At 53.5% G+C, this 20,521-nt stretch carries 17 protein-coding genes and 4 tRNA genes; 18 read left to right on the plus strand and 3 right to left on the minus strand.

Annotated features, from left to right (window positions below; translation table 11 throughout):
* Nucleotides 1-17: 17 nt before the first annotated feature.
* Nucleotides 18-1,502: a guanosine-5'-triphosphate,3'-diphosphate diphosphatase gene (gene gppA, locus JWF83_RS08465; protein ID WP_413649776.1), complete on the minus strand. Its 1,485-nt coding sequence runs from the start codon at nucleotides 1,500-1,502 to the stop codon at nucleotides 18-20.
* Nucleotides 1,503-1,509: 7 nt separating this feature from the next.
* Nucleotides 1,510-2,808 carry an ATP-dependent RNA helicase RhlB gene (gene rhlB, locus JWF83_RS08470; protein WP_413649777.1) on the minus strand — a complete coding sequence of 433 codons (1,299 nt, stop codon included), beginning with the start codon at nucleotides 2,806-2,808 and terminating at the stop codon, nucleotides 1,510-1,512.
* 117 nt (nucleotides 2,809-2,925) lie between these two features.
* On the opposite strand from rhlB, the gene trxA reads away from it, so the two are divergent.
* The 18 genes from trxA to JWF83_RS08560 all read left to right on the plus strand — a co-directional run bounded on the left by trxA (nucleotide 2,926) and on the right by JWF83_RS08560 (nucleotide 18,736).
* Nucleotides 2,926-3,258: a thioredoxin TrxA gene (trxA, locus tag JWF83_RS08475; protein ID WP_017800639.1), complete on the plus strand. Its 333-nt coding sequence runs from the start codon at nucleotides 2,926-2,928 to the stop codon at nucleotides 3,256-3,258.
* Between the two features lie 364 nt (nucleotides 3,259-3,622).
* Nucleotides 3,623-4,882 (plus strand): transcription termination factor Rho, encoded by a 1,260-nt coding sequence (rho, locus tag JWF83_RS08480; RefSeq protein WP_067434659.1) that lies wholly within the window; start codon nucleotides 3,623-3,625, stop codon nucleotides 4,880-4,882.
* Between the two features lie 356 nt (nucleotides 4,883-5,238).
* Entirely contained in the window at nucleotides 5,239-6,336 is a 1,098-nt protein-coding gene (wecA, locus tag JWF83_RS08485) for a UDP-N-acetylglucosamine--undecaprenyl-phosphate N-acetylglucosaminephosphotransferase (protein ID WP_413649778.1), read from the plus strand.
* A gap of 22 nt (nucleotides 6,337-6,358) precedes the next feature.
* Nucleotides 6,359-7,411, plus strand: coding sequence for an ECA polysaccharide chain length modulation protein (gene wzzE, locus JWF83_RS08490; protein WP_413649779.1), 1,053 nt, complete (start codon nucleotides 6,359-6,361; stop codon nucleotides 7,409-7,411).
* A gap of 51 nt (nucleotides 7,412-7,462) precedes the next feature.
* A complete protein-coding gene (wecB, locus tag JWF83_RS08495) occupies nucleotides 7,463-8,593 on the plus strand; it encodes a non-hydrolyzing UDP-N-acetylglucosamine 2-epimerase (protein WP_413649780.1) in 1,131 nt (376 codons plus the stop codon).
* The gene (gene wecC, locus JWF83_RS08500) at nucleotides 8,590-9,852 is read left to right on the plus strand and encodes a UDP-N-acetyl-D-mannosamine dehydrogenase (protein WP_413649781.1); all 1,263 of its coding nucleotides are present in this window, start codon (nucleotides 8,590-8,592) and stop codon (nucleotides 9,850-9,852) included. The genes wecB and wecC overlap by 4 nt, the downstream gene beginning before the upstream one ends.
* Entirely contained in the window at nucleotides 9,843-10,919 is a 1,077-nt protein-coding gene (gene rffG / locus JWF83_RS08505) for a dTDP-glucose 4,6-dehydratase (protein WP_413649782.1), read from the plus strand. The genes wecC and rffG overlap by 10 nt, the downstream gene beginning before the upstream one ends.
* A gap of 54 nt (nucleotides 10,920-10,973) precedes the next feature.
* Entirely contained in the window at nucleotides 10,974-11,855 is an 882-nt protein-coding gene (rfbA, locus tag JWF83_RS08510; protein ID WP_413649783.1) for a glucose-1-phosphate thymidylyltransferase RfbA, read from the plus strand.
* Complete coding sequence (rffC, locus tag JWF83_RS08515) at nucleotides 11,833-12,528, plus strand: dTDP-4-amino-4,6-dideoxy-D-galactose acyltransferase (protein WP_413649784.1); 696 nt, start codon at nucleotides 11,833-11,835, stop codon at nucleotides 12,526-12,528. The genes rfbA and rffC overlap by 23 nt, the downstream gene beginning before the upstream one ends.
* A gap of 4 nt (nucleotides 12,529-12,532) precedes the next feature.
* Nucleotides 12,533-13,663 carry a dTDP-4-amino-4,6-dideoxygalactose transaminase gene (gene rffA / locus JWF83_RS08520; RefSeq protein ID WP_413649785.1) on the plus strand — a complete coding sequence of 377 codons (1,131 nt, stop codon included), beginning with the start codon at nucleotides 12,533-12,535 and terminating at the stop codon, nucleotides 13,661-13,663.
* A gap of 1 nt (nucleotide 13,664) precedes the next feature.
* Nucleotides 13,665-14,915: a lipid III flippase WzxE gene (wzxE, locus tag JWF83_RS08525; RefSeq protein WP_413649786.1), complete on the plus strand. Its 1,251-nt coding sequence runs from the start codon at nucleotides 13,665-13,667 to the stop codon at nucleotides 14,913-14,915.
* A complete protein-coding gene (locus JWF83_RS08530) occupies nucleotides 14,912-15,985 on the plus strand; it encodes a TDP-N-acetylfucosamine:lipid II N-acetylfucosaminyltransferase (RefSeq protein ID WP_413649787.1) in 1,074 nt (357 codons plus the stop codon). The genes wzxE and JWF83_RS08530 overlap by 4 nt, the downstream gene beginning before the upstream one ends.
* Nucleotides 15,982-17,334, plus strand: a complete 1,353-nt coding sequence (gene wzyE / locus JWF83_RS08535) for an ECA oligosaccharide polymerase (protein WP_413649788.1) — start codon at nucleotides 15,982-15,984, stop codon at nucleotides 17,332-17,334. Before JWF83_RS08530 ends, wzyE begins: the two co-directional genes overlap by 4 nt.
* A 45-nt stretch (nucleotides 17,335-17,379) precedes the next feature.
* The gene (gene wecG / locus JWF83_RS08540) at nucleotides 17,380-18,120 is read left to right on the plus strand and encodes a lipopolysaccharide N-acetylmannosaminouronosyltransferase (protein ID WP_413649789.1); all 741 of its coding nucleotides are present in this window, start codon (nucleotides 17,380-17,382) and stop codon (nucleotides 18,118-18,120) included.
* A 190-nt stretch (nucleotides 18,121-18,310) separates the two neighbouring features.
* Nucleotides 18,311-18,387: transfer RNA gene (locus tag JWF83_RS08545), tRNA-Arg, on the plus strand.
* 65 nt (nucleotides 18,388-18,452) lie between these two features.
* Nucleotides 18,453-18,528 (plus strand) — tRNA-His (locus tag JWF83_RS08550).
* Between the two features lie 15 nt (nucleotides 18,529-18,543).
* A tRNA-Leu gene (locus tag JWF83_RS08555) sits at nucleotides 18,544-18,630 on the plus strand.
* Between the two features lie 29 nt (nucleotides 18,631-18,659).
* Nucleotides 18,660-18,736, plus strand: a tRNA-Pro gene (locus JWF83_RS08560).
* A 591-nt stretch (nucleotides 18,737-19,327) separates the two neighbouring features.
* Here the strand turns inward: JWF83_RS08560 and hemY are convergent.
* The gene (gene hemY, locus JWF83_RS08565; protein ID WP_413649790.1) at nucleotides 19,328-20,521 is read right to left on the minus strand and encodes a protoheme IX biogenesis protein HemY; all 1,194 of its coding nucleotides are present in this window, start codon (nucleotides 20,519-20,521) and stop codon (nucleotides 19,328-19,330) included.

Raw genomic sequence — 20,521 nt, forward strand, 5'->3', positions numbered from 1 at the left:
GCCGGGCGCAGTAGAAATTATGAAATAGTCAGTGGCCAGTGTACATAACTTTGCCAGTGACTCTCCTGCTCCAGCAGCTCGGAACGTAACGGATGCGCTTCCAGCCAGCCTGGCGGTAAGGTCAAATGCAGCGTGTCATCATCGGCGTGCAAACGTACCGCTGGCAGTGTGTCATCCCGACGGCGGCTGGCAAAAATAATCGCTAAACGCAGCAGGCGGCACATCCGTTCCGCCATTCGCGGCGGTACTGCATTTTGCTGGCTTAATAGCGCCAGATCGATGCCGTTACTCTGGTTTTGCAGCAACGTTGCCAGCAGTTTTTTCTGTGCGGGAGTAAAGCCGGGAAGGTCGAGATGACGAACTAAATAGGCGGCGTGCTGAGGCGCCTGCTTGAAATCGACACTCAGGCCAATTTCGTGGATCAGGCTGGCGCTTTCCAGTAGTTCACGACATCGCTCATCCAGCTTCCAGTTCTGGCTCACCTGACGGGCAAAACTCTCTGACAGCTGGCGTACCCGGGTGGCTTGTTCGGCATCAATGGTAAAACGGCGTTGAATGTTTTGCAGCGTACGGTTGCGGATATCGCGATCGATTGGCAGGTGCAGCATGCCATATACCAGACCTTCGCGCAGTGCACCGCCGGCCAGCATCATGCTTTCGATATTCAGTTCCTGAAAAATCGCGATCAGGATTGATAAACCGCTGGGGAAAACCAGCGCGCGTTCCAGCGTCAGTCCTTCAATCTCCAGCTCTTCCAGCTTGCCGCACTGAATGGCGCGCTGCTTAAGCTGTTGAAGTTTCTTCAGGGTGATGCGTTCGTCCATCCCCTGCGCCACCATAATTTCCTGCAACGCCTGCACGGTGCCCGACGCACCGACGCAAATCTGCCAGCCCTGCGCGCACAGCTGGGCGGCAATCGGCTGGATCATCGCGCGTGCGGCCGCTTCCGCCTGTTCAAAGTTATCTTTGCCCAGATGGCGATCGGCGAAGTAACGTTCCAGCCAGGTGACACAACCCATCGACAGACTGAATAGCGTGGTGGCATGGGAGCCATTGCCGGTGACCAGCTCGGTACTGCCGCCACCGATATCCACCACTAAACGTTTATCGGAGCCGCCGGTGGTATGCGCCACGCCCTGATAAATCAGGCGCGCTTCCTCTTCGCCGCTAATGACGTTAATCGCACAGCCAAGGATCTCTCCGGCGGTCTGCAGGAAAGCCTGGGCATTCTCCGCCAGTCGCAGGGTGGCGGTCGCCACCACGCGGATCTGTTCCGGCGGAATGTCCTGCAGCTGTTCGGAAAATAGCCGCAGACACTGCCAGCCGCGGGCCATCGCCTCATCCGACAGATGGTTATGCGGACCCAGACCTGCGGCGAGACGCACTTTACGCTTAATGCGTGCGACGGTCTGGATATTCCCCGCCACTTCACGCACCACCAACATATGAAAACTGTTAGAACCAAGGTCTATCGCAGCATAGAGTGACGACGCGCTTAGCATGGCTGACTTAACTCGAACGTTTACGGTTGTTATTACGCGGCGCACCACTACCACGACGGTTATTAGTACTACCACCACGACGTGGGCCGTTGCCAGAGCGGTTGCGCGTCAGGCGCTTCGGCGGTGGCAGATCGGTCATCAGCGCATCGCTATTGTATTTGCTCACCGGAATGCTGTGACCAATATACTCTTCGATAGCCGTCAGGTTGAGGGCGTACTCTTCACAAGCCAGACTGATTGAGTGACCGCTGGCGCCGGCACGACCGGTACGACCAATACGATGCACATAGTCTTCACGATCGTCAGGCAGATCGTAGTTAAAGACATGGGTCACGGCTGGAATATGTAAACCACGGGCGGCAACATCGGTGGCCACCAGGATATCCACATCACCTTTGGTGAAGTCGTCGAGGATACGCAGGCGTTTTTTCTGTGCCACATCGCCGGTCAGCAAGCCTACGCGATGACCATCGGCGGCCAGATGACCCCAGATATCTTCACAGCGGTGCTTGGTGTTAGCGAAGATAATGGCGCGATCTGGCCACTCTTCTTCCAGCAGCGTCTGTAATAAACGCATTTTTTCTTCGTTGGACGGGTAGAACAGCTCTTCCTGAATGCGGTGGCCGGTTTTCTGTTCTGGCTCCACTTCAACATATTCGGCGTTATTCATATGTTCAAACGCCAGTTCGCGCACGCGGTATGACAGCGTGGCGGAGAACAGCATATTCAGACGCTGACTGGTCGCCGGCATACGGCGGAACAACCAGCGAATATCTTTAATAAAACCGAGATCGAACATGCGGTCGGCTTCATCCAGCACGACGACCTGAATCGCGCCGAGGTTGATGTGGTTTTGTTTGGCATAGTCGATCAAACGACCGGTGGTGCCAATCAACACGTCCACACCGCTTTCCAGAACTTTAAGCTGTTTATCGTATCCGTCACCGCCATATGCCAGACCGATTTTCAGTCCGGTAGAGTTGGTTAACGGCTCAGCATCGGCATGGATCTGCACGGCCAATTCGCGCGTTGGTGCCATGATTAGCGCACGCGGTTGATTCACCTGGCGACCTTCCGCAGCCGGGTGAGAGAGAAGATGATGGAACGTTGACGTCAGAAACGCCATCGTTTTGCCGGTACCGGTTTGCGCCTGACCTGCTACATCACGCCCAGCGAGCGTGAAAGGTAATGCAAGCGCCTGAATCGGCGTGCAATAATGAAACCCTTTAGTTTCAAGGGCTTCAATGACCTGAGGGTGCAGGGCGAAGTCGGAAAACTTCTGTTCAGTTAAGTGTGTTTTGCTCATAGTGTGGTAGAATATCAGCTTACTATTGCTTTACGAAAGCGTATCCGGTGAAATAAAGTCAACCTAAGTTGGCAGATTTTACGCCAACCAGCCAGGCATAATCTTGTGGAGTAAGACATGAGCAGCGATAAAATTGTTCACCTGACCGATGACAGCTTCGAAACCGACGTCCTGAAAGCCGAAGGTTTAACGCTGGTTGATTTCTGGGCAGAGTGGTGTGGCCCATGCAAAATGATTGCACCTATTCTGGATGAAGTCGCTGACGAATACGACGGTAAGCTGACCATTGCTAAACTGAATATCGACGAAAACCCGGGCACTGCGCCTAAGTATGGTATCCGCGGTATTCCTACTTTGCTGCTGTTTAAGAACGGCGAAGTGGCAGCGACAAAAGTTGGCGCCTTATCTAAAGGCCAGCTGAAAGAGTTCCTGAACGCGAATCTGGGTTAATCCCATCCCCGGTTGGCGCTGGCGGTCTGGTTATTTTTTGCAGACCGCTAGACGCCACGCTTTAAGCGTGCTAAGTTACTTTTACTGCATTACGAACTTACCTGGTAGTTTGAATCTTAGATTTTCCCTTGTTGAACACGGCATCTCATAGCGAAGTGCGCATGCGTTCAGCAATCTGACGGTCAGCATCAATATTTTCCGGCATCGCGTTCCAACCGTCTCCTCGTTTTCAGATCTGCATTTTCCTGCACATGATCGCCGAGCGGACGACGGAAACAATGCCATTAAACAGGCATGGACGTTCTTGCCATACCATTCACGACAATCATTTCGAGATTTACCCCGAGTTTAAGAACCCACCATTATGAATCTTACCGAATTAAAAAATACGCCGGTTTCTGAGCTGATTACTCTCGGCGAAAACATGGGGCTGGAAAACCTGGCGCGTATGCGCAAACAGGATATTATTTTCGCCATCCTCAAGCAGCATGCAAAAAGTGGCGAAGATATCTTCGGCGACGGCGTATTGGAAATATTGCAGGACGGGTTTGGTTTCCTCCGTTCTGGAGATAGCTCCTACCTTGCCGGTCCTGATGACATCTACGTTTCCCCCAGCCAAATTCGCCGCTTTAACCTCCGTACCGGTGATACCATTTCAGGCAAAATTCGTCCGCCAAAAGAGGGTGAACGTTACTTTGCGCTGCTGAAGGTCAACGAGGTTAACTACGACAAGCCAGAAAACGCGCGTAACAAAATTCTGTTTGAGAACTTAACGCCGCTGCACGCCAACTCACGTTTGCGTATGGAGCGTGGTAACGGTTCTACTGAAGATTTAACCGCACGTGTTCTGGATCTGGCTTCACCAATCGGTCGCGGTCAGCGTGGTCTGATTGTGGCGCCGCCAAAAGCGGGTAAAACCATGCTGCTGCAGAATATCGCGCAGAGCATTGCCTACAATCACCCGGATTGTGTGCTGATGGTATTGCTGATCGATGAACGTCCGGAAGAAGTGACCGAGATGCAGCGTCTGGTGAAAGGTGAAGTTATCGCTTCCACCTTTGATGAGCCGGCATCGCGTCACGTTCAGGTCGCGGAGATGGTTATCGAGAAAGCGAAGCGTCTGGTTGAACACAAGAAAGATGTGATCATCCTGCTTGACTCGATTACCCGTCTGGCACGTGCCTACAACACCGTAGTACCGGCTTCCGGTAAAGTGTTGACTGGTGGTGTGGATGCTAACGCCCTGCATCGTCCGAAGCGTTTCTTTGGTGCCGCGCGTAACGTGGAAGAGGGCGGAAGCCTGACCATTATCGCCACCGCGCTGGTAGATACCGGTTCGAAGATGGATGAAGTGATTTACGAAGAGTTTAAAGGCACCGGTAATATGGAGCTGCATCTCGCGCGTAAAATCGCTGAAAAGCGTGTCTTCCCGGCGATCGACTACAACCGCTCTGGTACGCGTAAAGAAGAGCTGCTCACTACCCAGGAAGAACTGCAGAAGATGTGGATCCTGCGCAAAATTATCCACCCAATGGGTGAGATTGATGCAATGGAGTTCCTCATTAATAAGTTGGCGATGACCAAAACCAACGATGAGTTCTTCGACATGATGAAGCGCTCGTAAAAAAGCAGAAAAACACGGAATTCGCCACGCTCAGACGTGGCGTTTTTCGTTTATGGGCTATACGATATGAAATGGTCATGGGGCATTTGCCCCGGCACCGACGTTAACAACAATCATAAGTTTAAATTTTACGAGTTGTTATCTTCAGATTGGCCTTTTTTTCGGTTTTCACCGATAGCCGGTGTTCCGATGTCAGGGTTAACTGATTTAATGCGGCGGAGAGCCGGCATATAAAATGATGGTAAGGACGGCGTTAACGTATTTGCCCTTCACCATTACAGGATTTCAGAATCGGGTATGAATCTTGCATATAAAGTGCAGGTTAAACCTGAGATTCTTTGCTGAGAGCTGTTAATGTGAATTTACTCACGATGAGTACTGAGCTTGCTTCAATCTTTTTGTTTTCACTGGTGTTCCTGTTTTTCGCACGTAAAGTAGCCAAGAAAATTGGATTAGTGGACAAACCAAACTACCGTAAGCGCCATCAGGGAGTGATTCCACTCGTCGGTGGAATCTCAGTTTATGCAGGGATTTGCTTTACTTTTTTGATCACCAATTACTACATACCGCATTCCTGGCTCTACCTCGGTAGTGCGGGAGTGCTGGTACTGATCGGGGCGCTGGATGACCGCTATGATATTAGCGTAAAGTTGCGCGCTTCGGTGCAGGCGCTGATCGCCATTGTCATGATGTATTACGGCAACCTTTACCTGTTGAGCCTGGGTCATATTTTCGGCTCCTGGGAACTGGTGGTCGGGCCGTTTGGCTATGTGCTCACCCTGTTTGCGGTATGGGCGGCAATCAATGCATTCAATATGGTGGATGGCATTGATGGTCTGCTGGGCGGTCTCTCTTGTGTCACTTTTGGCGCCATCGGCATCATCCTCTATTTTGATGGTCAGCTTAGCCTCGCCATGTGGTGCTTCGCGATGATTGCCGCCATCGTGCCCTATATTTTACTTAATCTGGGCATTTTTGGCCGCCGCTACAAAGTGTTTATGGGCGATGCCGGCAGTACCCTAATCGGTTTTACCATTATCTGGATCTTACTCGAAACCACCCAGGGTCAGACCCATCCCATTACCCCGGTTACTGCGCTCTGGCTGATCGCCATTCCGCTGATGGATATGATTGCCATTATGTACCGTCGTCTGCGTAAAGGTATGAGCCCCTTCTCGGCCGATCGACAGCATATCCACCATCTGATTATGCGTGCCGGTTTTACCTCGCGTCAGGCCTTTTTGCTGATCACCCTGGCGGCGGCGTTACTCGCCGGAGTGGGGGTGCTGGGTGAGTACCTGAATTTCGTCCCTGAATGGTTAATGTTGGTATTATTCTTGCTTGCATTTGTGCTGTACGGATACTGCATAAAGCGGGCCTGGCGAGTTGCGCGGTTTATCAAGCGCGTGAAGCGCAGAATGCGCAATGCCAGTGCCAATAAGAAACTTTCTTGAAATGGATGACATTAGGAACGCCATGAAAACTGAACCTGAACTTTTATCCCACTCAGATCCGGTTGATAATGAATTGGATATTCGCGGTCTTTGCTGCGCCTTATGGCGGGGTAAACCATGGATTGTCGGTCTGGCGTTACTGTTTGTTCTCGTCGCTTTTATCTGGTCACTGCTGGTCAGGCAGGAGTGGAGTGCTACTGCGATTACTGACCGCCCGACAGTGAATATGCTGGGTAGTTTTTACTCGCAGCAACAGTTTCTGCGTAACCTGGATTCCCGCAGCAATACCATGACTGTTGCGCCGCAGCCGACGGTTATGGCGGATGCTTATCAGGAGTTTGTGATGCAACTGTCGTCCTGGGACACGCGTCGCGACTTCTGGCTACAGAGCGATTATTACCAGCAGCGTAAAAGCGGCAAGAGCGGCAACGATGCGGCACTGCTGGATGAGATGATCAACAACATTCAATTTACCGCGGCAGACGCACTGAAAAATACCAGCGATAGCGTCAGACTGGTGGCGGAAACCGCTGCTGATGCCAACAACCTGTTACGTCAGTATGTGGCTTTTGCCAGCCAGCGTGCCGTGCAGCATCTGAATGAAGAGCTGAGCGGTGCCTGGGCGGCGCGTACTATCCAGTTAAAAGCGCAGGTTAAACGGCAGGAAGCGGTAGCAAAAGCGATTTATGATCGCCAGCTTAATTCGGTGCAGCAGGCGCTGAAAATCGCCCGGCAGCAAGGGATTGATCAGGCAAAAACCAATACACCTTCCGAACAATTACCTGACTCAGAACTGTTCCTGCTGGGACGCCCGATGTTGCAGGCGCGTTTAGAGAGTTTGCAGGCCAGCGGCCCTGGCTACGATCTGGACTATGATCAAAACAGAGCGATGCTGTCAACACTGGATGTCGGACCAACGCTGGACAAAAAATTCCAGACCTACCGCTACCTGAGAACACCTGAAGAACCAGTAAAACGCGACAGTCCGCGTCGCCTGTTGTTAATGATTATGTGGGGTGCAGTGGGTGCGCTAACCGGCGCAGGCGTTGCGCTGGTGCGTCGACCACGCGCTTAATTGCGCGCTTACCTGATTCCGTATAACGGCAGACGAATTAAGAGAGTTACAGTGAAAGTATTGACTGTTTTCGGCACGCGCCCGGAAGCCATAAAAATGGCGCCGCTGGTTCACGCTCTGTCTCAGGATCCTGAGATAGAGTCACGCCTGTGCGTCACTGCTCAGCATCGTGAGATGCTGGACCAGGTATTGCACCTGTTTGCATTACAGCCGGACTATGATCTGAACATTATGCGCCCGGAGCAGGGACTGACTGAGATTACCTGCCGCATTCTACAAGGCTTAAAAGCCGTTTTTGACGAATTTAAACCCGATATGGTGTTAGTTCATGGCGACACCACCACCACGATGGCCGCCAGTCTTGCGGCCTTTTATCACCGTATTCCGGTGGGCCATGTGGAAGCCGGACTGCGTACTGGCGATATCTGGTCCCCCTGGCCTGAAGAGGCTAACCGCAAGCTGACCGGTCATTTAGCCACCTTACACTTCACTCCGACAGAAAACTCCCGCCAGAATTTGCTGCGGGAAAACCTGTGCGACGAGCGCATTTTTATTACCGGCAATACGGTGATTGATGCGCTGTTCTGGGTGCGCGACCGGGTATTAAGCGACGATGATTTGCGCGCCCGCCTGGCCGGACGCTATCCGTTTTTACAGGCGGATAAGAAGATGATTCTGGTTACCGGCCATCGGCGTGAGAGCTTTGGCGGTGGTTTTGAGCGTATCTGCTGTGCACTGGCGGAAATCGCCCGCCTGCATCCCAATACGCAAATTGTCTATCCGGTGCATCTGAACCCTAATGTCAGCGAGCCGGTTAATCGTATCCTGAAAGATATCGATAATATCGTGCTGATTGAGCCGCAGGAGTATCTGCCGTTTGTCTGGCTGATGAATCGCTCATGGCTGATTCTGACCGATTCCGGCGGTATTCAGGAAGAGGCGCCAGCGCTGGGCAAACCGGTGCTGGTGATGCGCGATACGACCGAACGGCCGGAGGCGGTCGATGCCGGCACGGTGCGGCTGGTGGGTACCGACGTCGGGAAGATTGTGGCGGAAGTTACGCGCCTGCTGACCGATGAAGAGGCATGGCAAACCATGAGTCGTGCGCATAATCCCTATGGCGATGGTCATGCCTGCGAGCGCATTGTGCAGGCACTGAAGAGTAACAGAGTAACCCTATGAGTTTTAATACCATTTCAGTTATTGGCCTCGGCTATATTGGCCTGCCAACCGCCGCCGCTTTTGCCTCGCGCCAGAGAAAAGTGATTGGCATCGATATTAATCAACGTGCAGTTGAGACCATCAATCGCGGTGAAATTCATATTATTGAACCGGATCTCGATCGGCTGGTAAAACAGGCGGTGGAGGGCGGATTTCTGCAGGCGGCGCTGCAGCCGGTTGCCGCCGATGCATTTTTAATTGCGGTGCCGACGCCGTTTAAAGGCGACCATCAGCCCGATCTGTCCTATGTGCAGGCGGCAGCGCTGTCGCTGGCGGTGGTGCTGAAGAAAGGTGATCTGGTGATCCTTGAATCTACTTCGCCGGTGGGGGCCACTGAGCAGATGGCGGCGTGGCTGGCAGCCGCGCGTCCCGATCTGACGTTTCCCCAGCAGGCTGGCGAACAGGCAGATATTAATATCGCCTACTGTCCGGAGCGGGTGTTGCCGGGCCAGGTTATGGTTGAACTGATTAAAAACGATCGGGTGATTGGCGGCATGTCGGCGGTTTGCTCCGCCCGCGCCAGCGAGCTGTATCGCATCTTTCTCGAGGGCGAGTGTGTGATCACCAACTCACGTACCGCCGAAATGTGTAAGCTGACTGAAAACAGCTTCCGCGACGTAAATATCGCTTTTGCCAACGAATTATCGCTGATTTGCGCCGATCAGGGAATTAACGTCTGGGAACTGATTGCGCTGGCGAACCGTCATCCGCGCGTTAATGTGCTGCAGCCCGGGCCGGGCGTCGGTGGACACTGTATTGCGGTCGATCCCTGGTTTATTGTGGCGCAGAATCCGGCTCAGGCACGGTTAATCCGTACTGCCCGCGAAGTCAATGACAGCAAACCGCACTGGGTGCTGGATCAGGTTAAGCGCGCGGTAGCCGATTGTCTGGCGAACAGTGATAAACGTGCCAGTGAGCTGAAAGTGGCCTGTTTTGGCCTGGCCTTTAAACCGAATATTGACGATCTGCGTGAAAGTCCGGCAATGGAAGTGGCGCATCTGATCGCTGGCTGGCACGCCGGCGCAACCTGGGTGGTTGAGCCTAATGTGGCGGCGATCCCGGAAAAACTGGCGTATGAGGCGCAACTGGTCTCTGCGGAGATGGCGCTGCAGCAGGCAGATGTACTGGTGATGCTGGTGGATCATCAGCAGTTTAAAGCGATTGATGCCGCGCAGATTACTCAGCGCTGGATCGTTGATACCAAAGGAGTATGGCGTTGAAACGCATTCTAATCACCGGCGGTGCCGGCTTTATTGGTTCAGCACTGGTGCGATACATTATCAGTGAAACGCAGGACAGCGTGGTGGTTATCGATAAGCTAACCTACGCCGGCAATCTCGAGTCTCTGGCGCTGGTTGCTGATAATGAACGCTATGCATTTGAGCAGGTCGATATTTGCGACCGTGCCGGCGTTGATGCGGTTTTTGCCCGCTACCAGCCAGATATTGTGATGCATCTGGCGGCCGAAAGTCATGTGGATCGCTCCATTGACGGGCCCGCGGCATTTATCGAAACCAATATGGTGGGCACCTATACCATGCTGGAAGCTGCGCGCCAGTACTGGACAAAACTGGACGCCGACAGAAAACAGGCTTTCCGCTTTCACCATATTTCAACGGATGAAGTGTATGGCGATTTGCATGGCACCGATGATCTGTTTACTGAAACCACGCCTTATGCACCCAGCAGCCCTTATTCCGCCTCCAAAGCGGGAAGCGATCATTTAGTCCGTGCCTGGCTGCGCACCTATGGTTTCCCTACCATTGTGACCAACTGCTCAAATAATTATGGTCCTTACCACTTCCCGGAAAAACTGGTCCCGCTGATTATTCTCAATGCCATTTCGGCTAAACCGCTGCCGGTCTATGGCAATGGCGCGCAAATCCGCGACTGGCTGTTTGTTGAGGACCATGCCCGCGCCCTCTACCTGGTGGTCACCCGCGGAGTGCCGGGTGAGACCTATAATATTGGTGGGCATAATGAGCGGCGCAATATCGATGTGGTGAAGACTATCTGTGAGCTGCTGGAAGAGTTAGCGCCAGAAAAGCCTGCCGGTGTCGGCCGCTACGAAGATCTGATCGCCTATGTGGCCGATCGTCCGGGTCATGATATGCGCTATGCCATTGATGCCAGTAAAATTGAGCGCGAGCTTGGCTGGCATCCGCAGGAGACCTTTGAAAGCGGCATGCGTAAAACAGTGGCATGGTATCTGAATAATGAAACCTGGTGGCGGCGTGTGCAGGATGGTTCCTATGCCGGTGAAAGGTTAGGTCTGAAAAGCGAATAATTGATTCCTGGCGGCAAAATAACAACGTTTTGCAGCCCGGATCAGGAGATCACGATGAAAGGTATTATTCTTGCTGGCGGTTCAGGCACGCGCTTGTATCCGATTACGCGCGGCATGTCCAAGCAGTTGCTACCAATTTATGATAAGCCGATGATCTACTATCCGCTTTCCGTACTGATGCTGGCGGGTATCAAAGATATTCTGATTATTACTACCCCGGAAGATTTGCCTTTTTTTGAGCGTCTGCTGGGTAACGGTGAAGAGTTTGGCATCCAATTACAGTATGCCGAACAGCCCCATCCGGATGGGCTTGCTCAGGCTTTTATCATCGGTGAAAGCTTTATCGGCGATGATGCCTGTTGCCTGGTGCTGGGTGATAATATCTATTTTGGTCAGAGCTTTAGCCATAAATTACGCAATGTGGCGGCGAAAACCTCTGGCGCGACGGTATTTGGCTATCAGGTGATGGATCCTGAGCGTTTCGGTGTAGTGGAGTTTGATGAAGAGTTCCATGCTTTATCCATTGAGGAAAAACCGAAACAGCCTAAATCTAACTGGGCGGTGACCGGACTCTACTTCTATGACAATAAGGTCGTCGGGTACGCTAAGCAGGTAACACCCTCGGAGCGTGGTGAACTGGAGATTACCGCGATCAATCAGATGTACCTTGAGCGCGGTGAGCTTACGGTCGAGCTATTAGGGCGCGGATTTGCCTGGCTCGATACCGGTACACATGACAGTCTGATTGAGGCCAGTACTTTTGTGCAAACCGTAGAAAAACGGCAGGGATTTAAAATAGCCTGCCTCGAAGAGATTGCATGGCGTAATGGCTGGCTTGATGACGCGGGTGTGCGCAGCGCCGGAAAAGCGCTGGAAAAGACCGGCTACGGAAAATATCTGCTGGATCTGGTTGATGGCTATCCACGCAGGTATTGAGCCTCTCCGCTGGGAGAATGATTTTTTCTCTCGCAACAGCGCCAGAATTGATTTTTCTGACGCCAGCGCCCCGCTGACTGAGGCATTACTGGCTCGCTGGGATTTAGTACAGGCCCGGATTGCTGCGCCACGCAGCGATCAGTTGGACGCGCTGAACCACCTTGGTTTCCGGCTGGTGGAGGGAGAAGCCGATCTGCTGATCGTCATTAAGGCGACACAACGGCAGCCCGGTATGCGTATTGCCCGTGTCGAACATATCCCCCAGCTGCGAGCGGTTGCCAGCGAGGCGTTTGCCAACAGCCGCTTCCGTGCGCCCTGGTATCAGCCAGCTGATAGCGGTCGCTTCTATGCGCAATGGATTGAAAATGCGGTACGCGGCACTTTTGACCATCAGTGCCTGCTGGCGATTGACGACGCCGGGGCGATGGAAGGCTTTGTTTCGCTGCGCGATTTGGGCAACGATGAGGCGCGTATCGGCTTACTGGCAAGCCTGCCCGGGGCGCGTGGAAAAGGGGTTGGTCAGCGTTTAGTGCATGCGGCGGCGGACTGGTGTCAGGCGCGCCGTATCCCGCGCCTGCGTGTGGCGACACAACTCAGCAATCTTGCCGCGATGCGGCTCTATCTTGGTTGCGGTGCCCGGCTGGAAAGCACTGCGTACTGGCTATACAGGTGACTCAATGATCCCATTTAATGCGCCACCGGTGGTGGGAACCGAAATAGAATATATGCAGTCCGCGATGGGCAGCGGTAAGTTGTGCGGCGATGGCGGCTTCACCCGTCGCTGCCAGCAGTGGATGGAACATCAGTTCGGCAGCAAAAAAGTGCTGCTAACGCCATCCTGTACCGCCTCACTGGAAATGGCGGCGATACTGATTAATATCCAGCCCGGCGATGAAGTGATTATGCCGAGCTACACCTTTGTCTCGACGGCTAATGCCTTTGTGCTGCGCGGTGCGACCATTGTGTTTGTCGATGTGCGACCGGATACCATGAATATTGATGAGACGCTGATTGAAGCGGCCATCACCGAGCGTACCCGCGCCATTGTACCGGTCCATTACGCCGGAGTAGCCTGCGAGATGGACACGATTATGGCGCTGGCAAAGCGCTATAAGCTATTTGTTATCGAAGACGCGGCACAGGGAGTGATGTCCGGCTACAAAGGCAAGGCGCTGGGAACCATTGGTCATATTGGCTGCTTTAGCTTCCATGAAACCAAAAACTACACCGCTGGCGGGGAAGGCGGCGCGACGCTGATCAATGACGCATCGCTGATTGAACGCGCCGAGATTATCCGGGAAAAGGGCACTAACCGTAGCCAGTTCTTCCGCGGCCAGGTGGATAAATATACCTGGCGTGATATCGGCTCCAGTTACCTGATGGCAGATTTGCAGGCGGCTTATCTCTGGGCGCAGCTGGAGGCGGCTGAACGGATTAATGACCAGCGTTTACGCCTGTGGCGGCGCTATTATGCCGCTCTGCAGCCGCTGGCGGCGCGCGGGCGCATCGTGCTGCCGTCGCTGCCTGCAGATTGCCGGCATAACGCGCATATGTTCTGGATTAAGCTGCGCGACCATGACGATCGTCAGGCGCTAATCGCCTGGCTGAAGGAAGCGGAAATCCTTGCGGTATTCCACTACATTCCGCTGCACAGCTCGCCTGCCGGAGAGCGTTTTGGCCGTTTTGTCGGTGAAGATCGCGTAACCACGCCAGAAAGCGAGCGCCTGCTGCGTCTGCCGCTGTTCTATAATCTATCCGACAATAACCAGAGCACGGTTATCAATTCGCTGCTGAGCTTCTTTCACTGATATGTCACTGGCTAAAGCCTCGGTGTGGACCGCTGCGTCGACGCTGGTAAAAATTGCTGCCGGATTGCTGGTAGTGAAACTGCTGGCGGTCTCTTACGGGCCGGCTGGCGTCGGACAGGCGGGTAACTTTCGCCAGTTGATTACGGTGCTCGGTGTGCTGGCGGGCGCCGGCATTTTTAACGGCATTACCAAGTATGTCGCCGAATATCAGCAGCAACCGGCGAAACTTTGCGCGGTCACCGGCACGGCATCCAGTATGGTGCTTGGCTTTTCGACCCTGCTGGCGGTGATCTTCCTGCTGGCGGCAAAGCCGATCAGTATCGCTTTGTTCGGCCACGCTGATTATCAGCAGGTGGTGCGCATGGTGGCGTTTCTGCAGATGGGGATCGCCTGGGCCAACCTGTCGCTGGCGATTATGAAAGGTTTTCGCGATGCGATGGGTAATGCGCTGGCGCTAATCGCCGGCAGCCTGACGGGAGTGGTGGCTTACTACGCCTGTTATCGGGTTGGCGGTTACAGCGGTGCGCTGGTCGGGCTGGCGCTGGTTCCGGCATTAGTCGTGCTGCCTGCGGCGCTACTGCTGGCAAAGCGCGATCATCTGCCGCTGCGCTATTTATTGCCGCAGTGGCACGGTGAACTGGCGGCTAATCTCGGTAAGTTTACGCTGATGGCGCTTATCACTTCGGTAACCCTGCCGGTTGCATGGGTGATGATGCGTAATCTGCTGGCGGCCCATCAGGGCTGGGAGCAGGTAGGCTTATGGCAGGGGGTAACCAGTATTTCCGATGCTTATCTGCAATTTATCACCGCCACTTTCAGCGTCTGGCTGCTGCCGACATTATCGCGACTGCAGAGCACAACGGAAATCTCAGACGAAATCTGGCGTGCGTTGCGTTTTGTGATTCCGGCGGTCGCCGCCGCCAGTTTCTGTGTCTGGCTGCTGCGTGATGTTGCCATCTGGCTGCTGTTCTCCAGTCAGTTTAGCGCGATGCGCGATCTGTTTGCCTGGCAGTTGCCCGGTGATGTGCTAAAGGTCGGCAGCTATATTTTCGGATATCTGGTGATCGCCAAAGCGTCGCTACGCTTTTATATTTTGACCGAAATCAGCCAGTTTATCTTGCTGACGGCATTTTCACGCTGGCTGATCCCGCTGCATGGCGCCACGGGGGCGGCGCAAGCCTACCTCGCAACCTATGTGGTCTATTTTGCGCTTTGCTGTAGCGCGTTCTTAATTTATCGTCGACGAGCATGACTACACTGATTCACCTGCTGGGATCGGATATTCCCCACCATAACCTTACCGTGCTGCGCTTTTTTAACGATGTGTTAAGTATTAAGCAGCCGACCACCGCTGCCCGCCATTTTATGGTGGTAGCGCGTGATGGCAGCGCTTTTGCTGCGTTCACTGCGCTGCATATTGAGCTGTTTAGCAGTAAAAAAGCGCTGGTGCAGGCGGTTATCGCGCGTGCGCGGCAGCGGCAGACGCGCTTTTTCTGTCATGGTCAGTTTAACCCGCAGCTGTGGCTGGCGCTGTTGACTGGCAGACTGCGTTCATCCCAGCTGCTGTGGCATGTCTGGGGCGCCGATCTGTATGAAGAGTCGTCCAGCCTGAAGTTTCGTCTGTTTTATCTGTTGCGCCGTCTGGCTCAGGGGCGGGTTGGCCATCTGTTTGCCACGCGTGGCGATATTAATTACTATCAGCAGCGCCATCCGCATACGCCGTCATCGTTACTCTATTTCCCGACGCGTATGGCGGCGCAGCCGCCGCAGCCTGACGCTGAGCCGCGCCCGTTTACCATTCTGCTGGGTAACTCCGGCGACGCCAGTAATCGCCACTGTGAAGCGTTACGCGAGATTCACCGCCAGTTTGGCGATCGGGTCAAAGTGATAGTGCCGCTGGGGTATCCGCCCAATAATCAGGCTTACATCGCCAGCGTGCGCCAGGCCGGCGAGGCGCTGTTCAGTGCGCAGAATCTCCAGCTGCTGACCGATAACATCGCTTTTGCCGACTATTTACAGCTGATTGCGCGTTGTGATCTGGGTTACTTTATTTTTCGCCGTCAGCAGGGAATTGGTACGTTATGCCTGCTGATTCAGGCTAACATCCCTTTTGTGCTCAGTCGGGAAAACCCCTTCTGGCAGGATTTGACCGAACAGCAGGTGCCGGTATTGTTCTCCGGGGATACGCTGGACAGGCAGGTGGTGACGGAAGCGCGTCGCCAGCTGAGTTTGCTGGATAAACAACGCATTGCCTTTTTCGATCCGGCATTTATTGCGGGCTGGCAACAGGCGTTAACGCTGGCTGAAGGGGAAAATGCATGAGTCTGATGCAGTTTAGTGGTTTGCTGGTGGTGTATCTGGTTTCAGTCGGATTTATTCTGACCCTGACCTGGCGCGAATTTCGCCGGGTGCGTTTTAATTTTAATGTCTTCTTTTCACTGCTGTTTTTGCTGACTTTCTACTTTGGCTTTCCCCTGACCACGGTGTTGGTGTTTCAGTTTAATGTCAATGTGGTGCCAGCAGAGAACTTGTTGCAGGCGATGCTGGCCGCCAGCTGTTTCTACGCTATTTACTACGTCAGCTATAAGACCCGCTTACGTGCGCCAGCCACGCGGCCACGGCGGCCGGTATTCAATATGAACCGGGTAGAGACCCATCTCACCTGGATTATGCTGGCGCTGGTGGCGCTGGTTACGGTCACGATGTTCTTTCTGCACAATGGCTTTCTGCTGTTCCGTCTGCGGGCTTACAGCCAGATCTTCTCCAGTGACGTTTCCGGGGTGGCGCTGAAGCGCTTTTTCTATTTCTTTATCCCGGCGATGCTGGTGGTTTACTTCCTGCGCCAGAATTCACGCGCCTGGCTGTTTTTCCTCGTCAGTACCGTGGCTTTTGGTCTGCTGACCTATGTGCTGGTGGGGGGCACGCGCGCCAACATCATCATCGCTTTTGCTCTGTTCCTGTTTATCGGCATTATTCGCGGCTGGATAACGCTGTGGATGCTGGCGGTTGCCGGCATGCTGGGGGTGGTGGCAATGTTCTGGCTGGCATTACGTCGTTACAATCTCGATGTCAGTGGCGCAGAAGCGTTTTATACCTTCCTGTATCTGACGCGCGATACCTTCTCGCCGTGGGAGAATCTGGGTCTGCTGCTGCAAAATTACGACAAGATTGAGTTCCAGGGACTGGCGCCGATTGTGCGCGACTTTTACGTTTTTATCCCCAGCTGGCTATGGCATGGCCGGCCCGGCATGGTGCTGAACAGCGCCAACTACTTCACATGGGAAGTGCTGAACAACCATTCCGGACTGGCGATTTCACCCACGCTGATTGGTTCGCTGGTGGTGATGGGCGGCGTGGTATTTATTCCGCTGGGGGCGGTGCTGGTGGGGCTGATTATCAAATGGTTTGACTGGCTGTACGAACTGGGGAAAGGGGAAGCCAATCGCTATAAGGCCGCCATTCTGCAAAGTTTCTGTTTTGGCGCGGTGTTCAATATGATTGTGCTGGCCCGTGAAGGCCTGGATGCCTTTGCTTCGCGGGTGGTGTTTTTCTGCATCATTTTTGGCGCCTGCGTCGTGGCAGCTAAACTTCTTTATTGGTTGTTTGATCGTGCCGGGCTGATCCGTCAGCGCATTTCACGTCGCACGATGCAACCCGCAACACAACAATAAATTCTCTTCCGGCGCCCCGGCGCCTGAATGATGTAAGGGAACAAAATGGATGTCACCTCTGCCGCGCCGCAGTATCAAATTCGAGGCCTGTCGTTGTATGGCTTTCGCGATATGGCTCAGTGCCTGGACTTTCTCTATGGCGATGGCCAGCTCATAACCGGCACGCTGGTGGCAATTAATGCCGAAAAAGTGCTGACGGCGGAGAGTGATGCCAGCCTGTATAAACTGATTGATGATGCTGAATATAAATATGCCGATGGCATCAGCATTGTGCGCTCAATCCGCAAAAAGTATCCGCAGGCGCAGGTTGCGCGTATTGCCGGGGCGAATTTATGGGAAGCCCTGATGGAACGCGCCGGACGTGAAGCCACGCCGGTATTTCTGATCGGCGGTAAACCGGCGATTCTGGCCCAAACCGAAGATAAGCTGCGCCGCCAGTGGAACGTCAATATTGTCGGCAGCCAGGATGGTTACTTTGCGCCCGCCGACGGCGAGGCGCTGTTTAACCGGATTCGCGCCAGCGGCGCAAAAATTGTCACCGTAGCCATGGGATCGCCAAAGCAGGAGATGCTGATGCGTGATTGCAAAGCCTTCTATCCTGATGCGCTCTATATGGGAGTCGGTGGTACCTACGACGTATTTACCGGCCATGTGAAGCGCGCTCCCCTGATTTGGCAAAATATGGGTTTAGAGTGGCTGTATCGCCTGATTTTGCAGCCGAGTCGTTTACGTCGCCAGCTCAGACTGCTGAAATATCTTAACTATCATTATCGTGGCCAGCTGTAATTTGTTGAGCTACATAATGGTTTGTTGCGGTTTGCGCTTGTTTTTGCAACAGAAGCGCTGATAACCGGCGTGAAAAACGGCGGTTGTTTCGACGGAACGCACAAAGCGTAATCAAACGCGTTTTTTTGTGAAAAAAGCACTGGACAGGATCGGCTCACATCCGTAGTATGCACATCCGCAACGGCGCTACGCGCCCGTAGCTCAGCTGGATAGAGCGCTGCCCTCCGGAGGCAGAGGTCTCAGGTTCGAATCCTGTCGGGCGCGCCATTTTATTTGGGCGCAAGAGCTGCGGTGGTAATATTTATCGCGTTTGGAAGTAAGCAGTAGGTGTGGTGGCTATAGCTCAGTTGGTAGAGCCCTGGATTGTGATTCCAGTTGTCGTGGGTTCGAGTCCCATTAGCCACCCCAGATTTTGCAAGGCATGCGAAGGTGGCGGAATTGGTAGACGCGCTAGCTTCAGGTGTTAGTGTCTTAACGGACGTGAGGGTTCAAGTCCCTCTCTTCGCACCACGCAAAATCAGGCAGTACGCAGTATATTTCGGCGAGTAGCGCAGCTTGGTAGCGCAACTGGTTTGGGACCAGTGGGTCGGAGGTTCGAATCCTCTCTCGCCGACCATATTCGAAACCCCGCTTTTATAGCGGGGTTTTTTGCGTTTTGACGTCAGCAAAATTTTTGTCCTGATAATAAAAAACCGCGAATGTCTCAATTCGGAGACGTATAACAGTATGTTATTTAAGGTATTTGCATAAGCTGACGCTGGTCGTCGTCGATTGGAGACGCTGATTGAGGCAGATGTGGTTTTTTGGCGACAGATTCTGACGCTGGATTTAGCGCGTAAATGATTTTTAAATTGATTAAAATCATCGGGTTAAAAAATAAATAGCAAGATAACTGCCTTCATGGCACGTATTATGCAATACTAAGGTTGTAGATGCTCATTCCACCTCTTATGTTTGCGTAAGCTTCATAAACTTGGGAATGATGCAGAGCCATTTTACGGTACCAGTTGTCCAGCCAGCCAATATCGTCTTTTGATCTTATTGGATTCCCGGGCATTACGTTGAGTCTGGTACCAATCGGTTGTCTTACCGACCTGATCTTTACACCTGCCAGTTTGGCAGGTGTTTTTTTTGCCTGAATAAAAGAAGGGCGGCATAAATGCCGCCCTGCCAAATCCCCGGTAGGGACGCCATTAATGCCGTCCGCTTATTGAGGATTATTCTTTAGCGTCAACAATAAACCGTCACGTCGCATCTGCGCCGCTTCTTCTGGTTTGTGCTGCCGGTCAAGGGTATCTGCCAGCCAGGCATAATCAAAGGCATCCGCACGCTGTTTTAGTGCTTCACGGAAAGCTTCACTGGCTTGCTGCCACTCACCATGCTTCATTAACAGCTGTCCCAGCGTACTGTGCAGCAGTGGCGTAGCGCCGTGCTGCCTGATCTGCTGACGCAGCGCTTTTTCCAGCTGTTCCGGGTTCCCGGTTTTCAGGCGCGGCATCAGTAACACCAGACGCTCATCATACTGACGTTTCAGCCCATCCAGCACGATAGTCTGTGCGGTCTCATGATCGTCACATTCAATCAGATGGTCCGCCATCGCCACCTGCAGAGCAGTTTCATTACGGGTTTTACGGCTCTGATTCTGCCACCAGCGCTTCAGCCCGTCGCTGCCCTGTTCGGCCATCGCCTGGCTCATTAACCCCAGCCATGCCTGCTGCTGCAGTGCGGCGCAATGGCTGTCATCCGCAATCTGGGTTTTCCGCATAGATGGCAGGATCTCTGACAATGAACCCCAGGCGCCGGTACGGATATACGCCTGTTCCGCCAGCCGCAGAACTTCCGGGTGGCGCGGCGCCACTTCCAGCAGACGATCAACACCATGACGTGCGGCATGATCTTCATTACGCGCCAGCTGAATGCGCACCCGGGTGATTTCAACCGGCAGCTGATCGCCGTGCGCCAGTTCGGCCGCGCGCTCCAGATGCTGATTGGCGCGCATTTCGTCACCGCGCTGCTGGGCGGCTTCAGCCGCCAGCAGATAATTGACTACCGGCTGCTCTGCATGATCGGCATTACGCGACAGCAGTTTTTCAACCTGCTTGTAATCGCCTTCAGCCAGCTTCATCAGTGCTTCCTGTGTCTGCTTATGTGCCCGGCTGCGTTTACGTCCAACAAACCAGCCGCGGGTTCTGACGCCGGTGCGAAAAATACGCCGCAACAGCCACTCCACCGCGAGAATAACCAGTAACGCCAGGATCAAAATGATCACCAGACCGGTGACGCTGGTTTCAATATTCCAGTTGTCGGTCTGAATCAGAACATATCCCTGATGACCGGCGATCATCGGGCCAATGACCACACCGGCAATTAACAGAAGGAATAGCAAAAGAACTTTAAGCAT

This window comes from Pantoea sp. B65 (assembly GCF_047308185.1).
Classification (GTDB): domain Bacteria; phylum Pseudomonadota; class Gammaproteobacteria; order Enterobacterales; family Enterobacteriaceae; genus Erwinia.